The sequence below is a fragment of the Vibrio viridaestus genome, from assembly GCF_003856525.1.
GTDB classification, from domain to species: Bacteria; Pseudomonadota; Gammaproteobacteria; order Enterobacterales; family Vibrionaceae; genus Vibrio; species Vibrio viridaestus.
The window spans coordinates 134,243-147,318 of the sequence record NZ_RJVQ01000006.1 but is presented as its reverse complement, the minus strand read 5'-3'; the positions used below and the strand labels follow the sequence as shown (position 1 = coordinate 147,318).

Below are 13,076 nucleotides of genomic sequence, written 5' to 3'. Positions count from 1 at the left end.
GTTTAAAGCTCGCGATTGCGAGCTTTATTGTTTTTCAGCTTTTGCTTTTTCCCGCGCTTCATCAGCACGCTTACGCCGAATTTCTTTCGGGTCTGCCAATAACGGCCGATAGATCTCAATGCGATCTTTGTCTCGTACCGTTGTATCCAACTTAACGTTGCGGCTAAACACACCCACTTTATTTTTTTTCAGATCGATTTCAGGATACATCTCCAGTATCCCAGAGCGTTGGATAATCTCTTCAACCGTCGTTGATTCGTCGACGACTAAAGAGATAACACGCTGTTCATGGGGTAACGCGTAAACCACTTCAACCTGAATAGAATTAGACTCTGCACTCATTAACTTCGTACACCTGTTTTGCTCGTTTTGTGAATGCATTCACCATGTTATTGGTCAGTTCGTTAAAGATCTTACCAAACGCCATCTCAATCATTTTGCTAGAAAATTCAAATTCGAGTTTGAGTTCGACTTTACAAGCCTTTTCATCCAGCTCAGTAAAGAACCAACCACCGGTTAGGGTTTTAAACGGACCATCAACCAACGTCATCAGAATCGCCTTGGCGTGAACCAATTCATTCGCTGTCGTGAACGTTTTGCTGATACCCACCTTCGATACATCCACAGATGCCACCATTTTATCTGACGTTGACTCAAGTACTCTTGAACCTGAACAGCCAGGTAAAAATTCTGGATAACTATCTACATCATTTACCAAGTTATACATTTGCTCAGCGCTAAAAGACACTAATGCTGAACGACTCACCTGCTTCATATCGACTCCTCTATCCGGCCTAAACGATAAGGCACAGTTAATTTTACTTTTATTCTCATAAGACGCAAATAAAAGGATTTCCTTAACCTAATGTGATCCGTATAATGAGTCCACTATGGCAAAGAAAAAAATAAAATCAGGCAGCAACACGATTGCGCTAAATAAAAAAGCTCGCCACGAATATTTCATCGAAGATGAGATGGAAGCAGGGCTTGAGCTTCAAGGGTGGGAAGTGAAATCGCTCCGTCAGGGAAAGGCGAATATCGCTGAAAGTTACGTGTTCCTCAAAGGAGGCGAAGCTTTTATCTCTGGAATGACCATCACTCCTTTACAGCAGGCATCCACTCACGTTGTGGCGGATCCTACGCGTGTGCGTAAATTGCTACTTTCAAGACGTGAACTCGACAACCTAATCGGTAAAACGAATCGTGATGGTATGACGTTAGCTGCTCTTTCTTTGTATTGGTCTCGTTCATGGGCCAAACTTAAGATCGGTGTTGCGAAAGGTAAAAAACTTCACGATAAACGTGCTGATCTGAAAGAGAAAGATTGGCAACGTGAGAAATCTCGTGTGATGAAGAGCAATCTTCGTTAGACGTAGATACGAAATCAAGAAGACTCGTCGCTCTCGGCAACGAGTCTTTTTTATTGACGAACATTTATCGTGTCATTTTTTTCACGAAGACAACGACAAACAGCGCCATCATAAAACTCCCTAAAAAGGCTTCTGCGGCCGCAACAAATCGAGCTATCCCCACAGGGGAAATATCGCCATATCCCAACGTTGTAAAGGTGACGACGCTGAAGTACATTGCGTTTAAAAACTCAATGGCATAAAACGCCACTAAGTTATCTTTTGACCATTCTTGTGAAATAGGAACAGTATCGAGAGCGAAATAGATACACGCACAGCTCAAAATAAGAAACATCGAAAATCCAACAACTCTCAATGGTTCTTCACCATACCCACAAAATAAATCAACCATTCTCGATATCGCTCGGTTCATGCTCCAAAAAGGCATTTGATAGCGCCTTAACCGCATTTCCTTTTTGAAAAACCTGCCTGCAGTTTCGAACAATCCCTGTTTTTCACACTGTTTTCGGACGTTACGGCACACCTCTTCAGCTTCCTGAAAAAGCGAGCGAGCTTTGGTTATATTTCTTGCTTTTAACTGTTCTCGAGCCAGTTTCTCCTGCTTCAAATATTTTCCCCAACCAACATTTTCTAATCTGGCTCTGGAAAAATCGACGCCGAGGAAGTTTGCACCTTCGACTTGTGTGCAATTGAGGTTCGCATCGACTAACTTGGCTTTCATAAGAGATGCGCCCCTAAGATCAAGACCGAAGCAGTGGGCATGAGTTAAGTCGGCTCGATAGAAATCAGCATCTCGGCAAGAATAGCCAGCCTTAGAACCTGCGTTCACAAGATTAATATCAGCCAGGTTCGTTCTGGCTAATTGAAATCCATCGAGTGGCCTGCCCGATCTCGCCCATTCCTCAACTTGTGACTTTACGTCATCTTCACTTTTATCCACATCTGGGTTATGCCAATAGCATAGTTCGGAATCGTGGGCTTCTTGGTCACAACGCCAGCCTCCAGGAGATACATAACGACAACAATGCTTTGTCTCACTCATTCTCATACCTTCGCACTACTAAGGAATTGTTGTAAAACTAAGTCTAGAAGGAGATCCCAACCCTGCAATACATCGTTTCTCATCAAAGTCACAAACTGACGTAAAGTTAAGCAGTTAGTTCAAGAACACTGGACACCGTTCTCAAATCTGTTAGCATGCATACTCTACCTCAGGGGCTGATCCAGGATTCGACGGGAATGCGGAAGTCTGAGGTGCATGCCGAGGTGCGGTAGGCCTCGTTAACAAACCGCAAAAAAATAGTCGCAAACGACGAAAACTACGCACTAGCAGCTTAATACCCTGCTGAGAGCCCATCTGCCCTAGCCTCCGCTTGTAGGACGGGGAGTTCAGATGGTCAAACCAAAACAAGCTGGCGTGGATTCCCCCACCTGAGGGATGAAGCGTAAGATATAATTCAGGTTAGCTATTCGTTAGCGTGTCGGTTCGCAGGCGGTAGTGAAATTAAAGATCGACTAAGCATGTAGTACCAATGATGGAACATTTTCGGACGCGGGTTCAACTCCCGCCAGCTCCACCAAATGTTTAAAAAAGCCACCTTCGGGTGGCTTTTTTGTTATCTTTAACAACTAAAAAATATCTATTTCAGTAATCTGAAAGGTGTCTAGAGTTTTCAGGCCTAACCATGTAGCAGCCATTCTCAATCCCCTCATTCACTTTGTTTATTTAAGACAACTGTTTATTTATTATGAACCACCTGCATCACTGGACAAACAATTAACGCCCCACTCCCTATCGCAGCTTTCATAGCTGAAACAATCCATTCTGCTCATCAACAATTTGACTTAAATTCTATGAGTAACAATTTACTCACAAATAGTCTTCCCACACATTATTGAGTAATTATTTACCCATTACTTGAAAATAAACGACTTTACGAGTAAAGTTTTACTCATTGATAAGTAGAGGTGTTGTTGATGGAAGAGCTAACCGTACAAGCTTTTATCAAAAGTGAATGGATAGATATTGCTATCATCTCATTCCCTAAAAGTAGCCAACATAATTTCCGAGTGACTGAACTCAACTACCTCAGCGACTATGCGCTAGAACATCACGATAAAGATGACTTTCACGCTGTTTCACTAAATCACCCTGTCTCATTCTTTTTTGATGACATGGGTAAACCTGGATGGTTAAAGTTTCTAGACGATATTATGCCTAGTGGCGCTAGTAGACGATACTGGGTCAAACACCTAGATATTGAAGACCTTAGTTCTGATGAACAAGACTATGTTTTGCTCAAGTTTGGCACAATGTCGCCTATTGGTAACTTAAGAGTAAAAGACTCTCTTCCTGAGCGCTACGAAGTAGCAGACAACCTCTACTTCTCTGTTGATGATGTTAAAAATAGAGCAGGTGATTTCCTCGACTATGCGCAGCAAAGAGGGGCAGCCGCTGGTGGTGCAACTGGGGCTGGAGGTGAAGCGCCAAAATTGATCCTCCGATGTGGTTTCGATCATGAATCTTGCAGCGAGAAAATATGGATTGATCCATACCAAGATGACAATAGCAACCGCGACTTATATTACTTAGTAAAGTACCCTAGAGGCTCAAGAAGTACCATCGACTGTAATATTCTAAGAGCTGAGTTCTACTTCTACCACGAGCTAACTGAAATGGGAGTTGAAACGATCTCCACCGACGGTATGCGCTTGGAAGAAGGATTAAACTCCCCTTCCTTATGGCTTCCTCGATTTGATGTTCAAATTATTGATCAACAAATCGAGAGATTTGGCATGGAATCTGTGTATTCCATTTTGAACAAAAGCGCAGGGGTCACTCTTGATCACGAAACAACAATCCGAACTCTCATAGAAAAAATTACTGAAAGCAATATGGTTAAACACCAAGGGTTTAGGTTTGATACCCAAGCTTTCGTCATTGAATGGGTGAAGAGAGATCTACTCAACATCTTGTTTGGTAATAGTGATAACCATGGCAGAAACACTTCATTCTTAAAAGGTGATGGAGTCATAAAGCTTGCTCCCGTTTACGACTTCGCACCAATGAAAGCTGATCCTGAAGGCATTCCAAGAACAACAAAATGGAAAGCCCCACTAGAGGTTGGCGGAACTTACGACTTCGTCGGAATAGCGGACACCTTATCTGATCTCGTGCCAAAAGAAGTGTTATTACAAGAGTTAGAGGTTACTGCCAGTAAATGCATTGACTTAAAGCAGAGACTGGCGTTACGAGGAGTACCAGAACAAATCTTAGAGATGCCAGCCGTTGGACTTAATCATATATCAGAAAAGCTCACTAAATGGGGGCTACTATGAATAAGCCAAGCAATAAAGAGTCCGTACAAGATACGGTGGCTCGTCTAAGAGCAAACCGAAATCAACATCAGCCCAAGACTGGGACGAATGCAACTCATACGACCAGAGAACGATCGCAACTTAATACTCCGACTAGATCGAAAACCTCAAAAAATGCCAAAGCAGTAAGTGCAGCAGAACGCAAAACCGAGGCAAACAAAATCATCAAACACTTATTGCTTGGAGAGCTAACACAGGGCCAAGCGTTGAAAAGTTTACGCATTAATATACTGGGACTCAAACAGGATGTATTCGCAAGACTTGTCGATGTCTCAAGAAAAACACTCTCAGATATAGAGAATGATCGGGGCAGCTACAATACAGAGATTCTCAACAAGGTATTCAAACCATTTGGCTTAAAAGTCGGAATGCTACCGTCTTCTCCCGATGTGTTAAAATCCCTACTAATAGATGATGAGGCTGGGTAAAATGCTCAGTATCAGCGCTATTGCTTTAGATTAAATTGCTATAACAAGCTAGCATTTTTAAATAATGTAGGAATGCATGGACGTGGGTTCAGCTCCAGCCAGCCCACCAAATGTTTGAAATAGCCACCTTCGGGAAGCTTTTTTATTTTTAGAATCGCTAAATGCATTTGGTTAGAAATAAACTTTCTCCTCGCCTATTCTCCCTACATAATATCAGCGCTATAATTCAATCAGTTGCTTAGATGTAACTATCCCCTATCAGCGTATTCTCGCGTTTCATCTCCAAACCAAGGAGTGATGTTTTGCATAAGTTACAATACCCACCAGAGCCATTCGGAACCGTGTTGGGACATGCCCCTGGTGGTGTTGCCATTTTTTCTAGTGATTATGACACTGCCGATCCATCTCAATTTCGTCAGCGAACAGACTATCGTAGCTACATCGGCAATGAATACATGGGCCATAAATGGCAGTGTGTTGAATTCGCCAGACGTTGGCTATACCTAAACAGAGGCTTAGTCTTTACCGATGTACCTATGGCCTACGATATCTTTTCTTTACGCCACTTGCGGCGAGTGGAAGATGATGCGCTGTTACCACTGCAAGCATTTAAAAACACTAGTAAGAAGAAGCCAGAAGCGGGTTCGCTACTGATATGGGAAGCTCTTGGTGACTTTGACGTAACAGGTCACGTCGCCGTCATTACAGAAGTCCATCCAGACAAAATACGCATCGCTGAACAGAATCTAGAACATTGCAAATTACCAGCAGGACAGCAATGGTGTCGAGAACTTATTCTCGAGCAAAATCCTGATGGTGCTTACCGCATAATTGAAGACTTAACGAGTACCCGTATCTTGGGCTGGATGATACAAACTGATGATACAACTCACGCGGAGCCCTCACACTGGACTTCACCAAAACTGTTCGATATCAACAGCCGAACCATTACTGATCATGGCCAGCTAAAACAGCCTTGGCTCGATCATAATGATGAGCTTTTAAATACCTACGCTCATGCAATGGGAGGTGACTATCTAACTAAAAACCCAGACGAACAGTTCCGCTATTTTCGTATGTCTGCGACAGCGGAACGTGAGCTAATCAGAGCCACTAACGAATTGCATCTTATGTATCTCCATGCGACAGAAACGGTGCTGCGGGATGATGATCTTATGGGACACTTCAATATTCCCAAAGTTCTCTGGCCAAGGTTACGCCGCTCTTGGCAAACCAGGCGCCATCAGATGATCAATGGTCGCTTTGACTTTTGTGTCACTCATAAAGGCTTAAAAGTTTACGAGTACAATGCAGATTCTGCGTCATGCCACACTGAAGCTGGTTTAATTCAGGGCTTATGGGCAACTCAGGCTGGCTGTGTGGAAGGTGAAGATGCAGGTGAAGATTTGCTATCTGCCCTGACTGAGGCTTGGCGCCATAGCGATGCTGGCGCTACCGTTCATATTTTACAAGATGACGATAAAGAAGAAGATTACCATGCCCTGTTCATGCAGCGAGCCATGTCTAAAACAGGTATCCGCAGTAAAATTATTAAAGGGCTAGACCAACTGCATTGGAACGATGGTGGTGAGGTAGTCGATAAAGACGGTGAAGCCATCACATTCGTTTGGAAAACATGGGCATGGGAAACCGCCTTGGATCAGATTCGTCATGAATGCGAAGACGATAATCTAGCACCACCGATTCGTACCGGAGATCCAAATGAGCCAGTTCGTTTAGTCGATTTATTACTGCGCCCTACAGTGCATGTCTACGAGCCATTATGGACACTCATTCCGAGTAATAAAGCGATTCTTCCTGTGCTTTGGCAACTGTTCCCGAATCACCGCTACTTATTAGAAAGCGCCTATGAACTGACCGATAGTTTAAGAAAAAATGGTCATGTCGTGAAACCGATTGCTGGACGCTGTGGTGATAACATCAGATTGGTTGATAAACACGAGCAAGATCTAGTTCAAACGGAAGGACGTTTTGCCCACCAAAACAATATCTATCAGGAATTATGGCGCTTACCCCAAATAGACGGATACAGAGTTCAGGTCTGCACCTTTGCAGTGGGAGGCAGCTACGGCGGCAGTTGTATCCGGGTTGATAACTCTCTGATCATTACGACAGATAGTGATGTGCTACCGCTGAGAATTGTTGAGGATAGGGAGCTTTAACAACTCAGGTTTAGAAAAAGGAACTCGACATGTTCGAGTTCCTTTTTTGCATAAATACCTTGTCTTTTTATTTGCTCCAATCTCAATTACCTTACCACCAGATAGGTGGTTTTTGAGTGAAGCTGTTCTTTTTAACCTATATTATGATATTTTTTACTTAGCAACTTAAACGAACAAGTTCCCTCATAGCAAAGTTAAGTTTTATATCAATATAAAATCGGAAGTGACAATTATCTCGATTGAAAAATTACAGTATTGGTACAAACGTCGTCATCCAGATTACGATGGAGATAATCCTATTTCAGCAAGCTCTCATCTCAACTTGCAAAAACTCTGTGATGATATTTTGTACCCGGTAGAACGTGAGTATGGAACAGTACAGATTAGCTATGGGTTTACATCACCACAACTTGTCCGATATCTACTACGAAATAGCCCTAAAGATATGGGGCCGAGTCTCGATCAACATGCATCCATGGAAGTAAATACTAAGGGAAACCGCATCTGTACACGAGACGGTGCCGCATGTGATTTTTACGTTTCTGGTTATGAAAGCAACATGGGCGAGATCGCTAAATTTATTACTCATCACCTTCCTTATGATCGGTTGTATTTTTATGGAACAGAGCGGCCGATACACATCAGTGTCGGGCCCGAAAATACGCAGTATGCCTTGATCCGTTATCGAAATGAGACAGGTAAACGAGTGAATGGAAAGAGTGCGACAGGAAGCGCCACACTCAAACTCTTTAATGATTTACAATAGTGACAAAGTCATAACAGAGTCGTCGTATGGATGCGCAGCTTTTTTCTTCTTTAGTTTCTCAAATAAAATTAGGTAAACAGCTCCCCGATGCGGTCTACCTTCATCGAGATGCTTTTGAGGAACTACCGGAAACATTAATCAAATTTATCCCTGCCGTAGCAAAAGCCGTCAATCTTCCTGATAATGAATGGAACTTACTGAAACTGTTCAAAAAAGAATTTCGCTTGTCCCTACTTTCTTATCCTGACTTTTATACCGACTCCTACCCTGCACTCAAACAGAGCTTAAATGTCGATTTATCTAAGCTTTCCCATAAAATCACCCGTTATGAAGAAACCGATAATCCGCCGATTCTTCATCGCAAAGAAACTATGATTTTGCCAAGCAGTCACTATTACGAGCACTTTGTTACTATTACTCAAGAAGGTGAGAATGCAGGTCTTTATGAGAATAGTCGATTAATCGGTTTTAAACGTTCTTGGTTAAATTTGATTGCTAAAAACGGCTATGAACTGGTTGATGGCCGTTTATTTCGTCGCTCGGCAGTTGAAACTTATAACGATGATATTGGCATTGATCGCCATAAAACGGCCATCGTTCGTCACGATTTATCCGCTCCCATGAAAATGTTAGCAAAACATGGTTATTTGGAAGGTGATCATTCCATTTTTGATTATGGGTGTGGTCGAGGTGACGATCTCCGAGAATTGGAAGCTCATGGATTGGATGCTTTAGGCTGGGATCCTAACTTTCGACCTGATAGTGATAAAGTCTCTGCCGATTTAGTTAATTTAGGGTTTGTTTTAAATGTAATAGAAGATCAAGACGAGCGTTTAGATGCCCTACTCGGTGCTTGGGAACTGGCTCAGACATGTTTAGTCGTTTCTGTAATGTTGGCTAATGAATCTTATATTGCCCAATTTAAGCCTTATAAAGATGGGGTAATCACTTCACGTAATACCTTTCAAAAATACTATGTGCAGTCAGAAATTAAAGCGTACATTGAACGCAGCTTACAAGAAGAAGCGATACCTGTAGCCCCTGGCATTTTCTTTGTCTTTAAAGACAAGCTCGAAGAACAAATCTACTTACAGGGAAAATACAAACGGCATCACCAATGGAAACAACTTACTTCACCAGAACCTGTAGATTCTAAAGATAAAGCCAAACTGCTTATAACCCAACATCAAGCTCTGTTCGATGCGTTTTGGAAAACGTGCTTGGAGTTAGGCAGACTTCCAGCTAATGATGAATTTGCTGAGTCAGGCCAGCTCAGGGAACTAATCGGTTCCCATAAAAAAGTCTTTAGCTTGCTCAGTGAGATGTTTGATACAAAAGAATTTGAACAAGCTGAAAAACAACGCAAAGAAGATTTACTCCTTTACTTTGCCATGGGGCTTTTTGAAAAACGGAAACCCTATACACAGCAGCCCGAATCGTTAAAACGAGATATCAAAGCACTCTTTGGGGAATACAAAACCGCAATTAACCTAGCGACTGAATTGCTGTTTGCTATTGCAGATATTGCACTCATTGAACAACAATGCATTAAAGCCCATCAGTCCTTACCGGCCAGTTTACTTAACAATGGCCATTCTCTGATCTTACAGAAAAAACATATCGACGAATTACCTTTACTACTGAGAACTTATGTCGGCGCAGCACTGCAAATGTATGGTGAAATTGATGACAGTATAGATTTAGTGAAGATTCATATTACCTCAGGCAAACTCACCCTCACCGCTTATGATGACTTTGAAAAGTCCGTCCCATTTTTAGTCGAACGCATCAAAATAAAAATGGCTGATCAGGATATTGATTTCTTTGATTATGTGGATGAGAACAAACGTCCACCGTTATTGAACAAGCACATCTACATGGCAGAAGATGAGGTTAACTATAAGAAGCAAGTCAGTTTTGATAAACGCATAGCGAAGCTGTTTGAAGAATCCACTCATGAAGAACTGATTTATTCACGGATGGAGTATGACGTGCTTTTAGAAAAACAAGAGACATCTGTATCTGGATTCCGCTTAATGAAAGAACATTAACTACCTATCAAGAATAATAGTCGTTGTAATCCTGATTCAGAATCAGATAAAAAGTATGATAAATGTATGATTGAGTGTTATCCTAGTCACCTTTATAACGTAAAAAATAGGTCTTTTTCGTTATAATCCTTAAAATTTTGTCAAAAATAACATACCATTTAAAAAAAATAACATACCAAGGTTTTTGACATGCAAACTAACGATTCTGGTTATTGTTACTCATTCCCTGCTGTTAGAGGAATTCAAGCTGGCCGCCCATTTTATATAGCGACTTGTCCTCTACGTATTATTCCTAAGATCTTTAGTTATAACGAAGATGATGTGCCGCCAGAGTTAAGGGCACAAAGGACTCTAAATAAAACACGAATTCCGGATATGGTGAAATACCTGTTAGAAAATCCGAAAGATTACGTGTTTTCTGCTTTAACTGTTTCTGTCGGAACGGATATCACCTTTGAAGACAATAGTAATGCACCAAACCTTGGTATCTTGAAAGTACCAATGGATGCTCAAATCCTGATTAATGATGGACAACACCGCCGTAAAGCAATTGAGGAAGCTCTAAAAGAGAACCCTGATTTAGGCCAAGATAACCTACCTGTTTTATTCTTTGTTGATGAAGGATTACAACGTAGCCAGCAAATGTTTGCCGATTTAAACAAATATGCTGTTAAACCAAGTACATCATTGGGAACCTTATACGATCATCGAGATGACAGTTCTGAACTGGCACGTTATCTAGCAATGGAAGTTACGCCATTTATTGGTTTTACTGAAATGGAAAAGTCCAATGTTAGCCCTAAATCCAATAAATTATTCACGTTAAGTTCAATCAAGCAAGCAACAAAAGCACTGTTTGGTAAAGGGCTAAAAGATGGCTTTAATGATAACGAGCGCGATATCGCCATCAAGTACTGGCAAGAAGTAACCAAGCATATTCCCGATTGGCAAATGATGCTAAACAAACAAGTATCTCCAGCACAACTAAGACAAGAATTTATCCATGCTCATGGGGTTGGATTACAAGCCCTTGGCTTACTAGGAAAACAATTACTCAGCGAACACCCAAATGATTGGGTATCTCGTCTAAAAACGTTACAATCCGTCGATTGGCGAAAGGCTAATCCTGAATGGATTAAACGCACTATGAATCATGGTCGGATTTCTAAATCAACGACCAACATTCAATTGACCACAAACGCATTAAAATTGAAGTTAGGTTTAGCCCTAACTCCTGATGAAAAAGCACTAGAGAAGCAACTGTAATGATAGAAAAACTCCTATTGGCGGAAGACCTAGAAGAGTACGAAGAATTTATAAACCAAGAAGATTTTGCAGGTCAGAAACTTAACTACTTCATTGCAGATGTCCAACGCGTCTATTGTGCCGACAAACGCCCGTGGGTAATAGGTTACAGCGGTGGTAAAGATTCATCTGCTGTAATGTCACTTGTTTATATGGCGTTATTGGGCTTACCAAAAGAGCAACGCCATAAACCTGTTTTCGTGGTTTCTTCAGACACACTCGTTGAAACACCTGTTGTAGTAAATCATATTAAAGATTCTCTTAACGCAATTGAACGAGGCGCTAAACGAGATGGGCTTCCAATTACTACTCATAAGGTCGTGCCGAAAAGTAACGATACTTTTTGGGTAAACCTTCTGGGTAAAGGCTACCCTGCACCAACTCGCTCATTCCGTTGGTGTACTGAACGTATGAAGATTGATCCAGTCAGTGATTTTATAAAATCCAAAGTATCGAAATACGATGAAGTGATTGTTGTACTGGGTTCTCGTAGCCAAGAGAGTGCATCTCGTGCGCAAGTCATTGCGAAACATAAAATTGATGGCTCTCGTCTGGCTCGCCATACTACTTTAGCCAATGCGTTTATCTTTACCCCGATCGATACCTGGGCTGTAGATGATGTTTGGAAAATTCTTCGCCTATGTCATTTAGAAACCAAAGAGACGCCATACGGTACTAAAAATATTTGGCAAGATAACTACGATCTTGAATGGGAAAACCCATGGGGTGGTAAAAACCTGACGCTATGGAATCTCTATAAAGATTCTTCAGGCCAAGGCGAATGCCCAATGGTGATTGATGAAACGACCCCATCTTGTGGTAATTCGCGCTTTGGTTGTTGGACGTGTACTGTTGTAACCAAAGACCGAGCAATGGAAAGCTTGATTGCCAATGGTGAAGAATGGATGGCTCCGTTACTTGAGTTTCGCAATAAACTCTCATTTACAACGGATCCCGCTAATAAAGACGAATTTCGTAACTATAAACGCCGCACAGGTAAAGTAACCTACCAATATGCGAAAGAAGGCGAAGATATAGCGACTGAGCGTAAACACGTTCCGGGCCCTTATTGGCTAAAATACCGCAGACAATGGCTTAAAGAGCTTTTAGAGTTAGACAAACGTTTTAAAGATGAACAACGAGAAATTGAGTTAATTACAGCTCCGGAATTACATGCTATTCGCCAAGAGTGGATTCACGATCCAAACGAACCAGATTGGGATGACTCGTTGCCAACTCTCTTTAAAGATGTTTATGGTTTTGACCTAGACTGGGTGTACGACGACAGCGCCAGTTTTGGTAAAGACGATGCGCAGCTTCTACACGAACTAAGCAGAGATTTTGACGTTGAACCAGAAATGATCATGAAATTGATTGAACTGGAAATTTCAATGGAAGGACTTAGTCGTCGTAGTGGTATCAATGACAAAGTTGCTTCTCTGCTAAAACGAGATTGGGGTAGTCTAGAATCAATCAAAGACAAACATGCATCGCTTCAGAGCCGTGCAGACTATGACATACACCAACAAGAAATCAATCGCTATAACGCTGAGTTAGAAGAGATTGAAAATGCGCTCAAAAAAGAATTTTAGGTT

General features: G+C 41.7%; 11 protein-coding genes and 1 other RNA gene. 9 read left to right on the top strand and 3 right to left on the bottom strand.

Annotated features, from left to right (window positions below):
- Positions 1-24: 24 nt before the first annotated feature.
- Both EES38_RS14485 and EES38_RS14480 read right to left on the bottom strand, forming a co-directional pair.
- Complete coding sequence (locus EES38_RS14485) at positions 25-342, bottom strand: RnfH family protein (protein WP_124937928.1); 318 nt, start codon at positions 340-342, stop codon at positions 25-27.
- Positions 326-775, bottom strand: coding sequence for an SRPBCC family protein (locus EES38_RS14480; protein WP_124937927.1), 450 nt, complete (start codon positions 773-775; stop codon positions 326-328). The genes EES38_RS14485 and EES38_RS14480 overlap by 17 nt, the downstream gene beginning before the upstream one ends.
- 115 nt (positions 776-890) lie before the next feature.
- Between EES38_RS14480 and smpB the strand changes: the two genes are divergently transcribed.
- Positions 891-1,370 (top strand): SsrA-binding protein SmpB, encoded by a 480-nt coding sequence (gene smpB / locus EES38_RS14475; RefSeq protein ID WP_124937926.1) that lies wholly within the window; start codon positions 891-893, stop codon positions 1,368-1,370.
- Between the two features lie 64 nt (positions 1,371-1,434).
- Here smpB and EES38_RS14470 read toward each other — a convergent pair whose 3' ends face one another.
- On the bottom strand, positions 1,435-2,412 hold the full coding sequence (locus tag EES38_RS14470) for an ion channel (protein WP_124937925.1): 978 nt from the start codon (positions 2,410-2,412) through the stop codon (positions 1,435-1,437).
- A gap of 172 nt (positions 2,413-2,584) precedes the next feature.
- Between EES38_RS14470 and ssrA the strand changes: the two genes are divergently transcribed.
- The 8 genes from ssrA (at position 2,585) to dndC (ending at position 13,073) form a co-directional block, all read left to right on the top strand.
- Positions 2,585-2,950, top strand: a transfer-messenger RNA (tmRNA) gene (gene ssrA, locus EES38_RS14465).
- A gap of 397 nt (positions 2,951-3,347) precedes the next feature.
- Positions 3,348-4,709 (top strand): type II toxin-antitoxin system HipA family toxin, encoded by a 1,362-nt coding sequence (locus EES38_RS14455; RefSeq protein WP_166434281.1) that lies wholly within the window; start codon positions 3,348-3,350, stop codon positions 4,707-4,709.
- Positions 4,694-5,176 (top strand): helix-turn-helix transcriptional regulator, encoded by a 483-nt coding sequence (locus EES38_RS14450; protein ID WP_124937923.1) that lies wholly within the window; start codon positions 4,694-4,696, stop codon positions 5,174-5,176. Before EES38_RS14455 ends, EES38_RS14450 begins: the two co-directional genes overlap by 16 nt.
- A gap of 302 nt (positions 5,177-5,478) precedes the next feature.
- A complete protein-coding gene (gss, locus tag EES38_RS14445) occupies positions 5,479-7,359 on the top strand; it encodes a bifunctional glutathionylspermidine amidase/synthase (protein ID WP_124937922.1) in 1,881 nt (626 codons plus the stop codon).
- A 223-nt stretch (positions 7,360-7,582) separates the two neighbouring features.
- A complete protein-coding gene (locus EES38_RS14440) occupies positions 7,583-8,125 on the top strand; it encodes a hypothetical protein (protein WP_124937921.1) in 543 nt (180 codons plus the stop codon).
- A 26-nt stretch (positions 8,126-8,151) separates the two neighbouring features.
- On the top strand, positions 8,152-10,176 hold the full coding sequence (locus tag EES38_RS14435; protein ID WP_124937920.1) for a DNA phosphorothioation-associated putative methyltransferase: 2,025 nt from the start codon (positions 8,152-8,154) through the stop codon (positions 10,174-10,176).
- A 189-nt stretch (positions 10,177-10,365) separates the two neighbouring features.
- A complete protein-coding gene (gene dndB / locus EES38_RS14430) occupies positions 10,366-11,442 on the top strand; it encodes a DNA sulfur modification protein DndB (protein ID WP_124937919.1) in 1,077 nt (358 codons plus the stop codon).
- The gene (gene dndC, locus EES38_RS14425; RefSeq protein WP_124937918.1) at positions 11,442-13,073 is read left to right on the top strand and encodes a DNA phosphorothioation system sulfurtransferase DndC; all 1,632 of its coding nucleotides are present in this window, start codon (positions 11,442-11,444) and stop codon (positions 13,071-13,073) included. Before dndB ends, dndC begins: the two co-directional genes overlap by 1 nt.
- Positions 13,074-13,076: the final 3 nt, after the last annotated feature.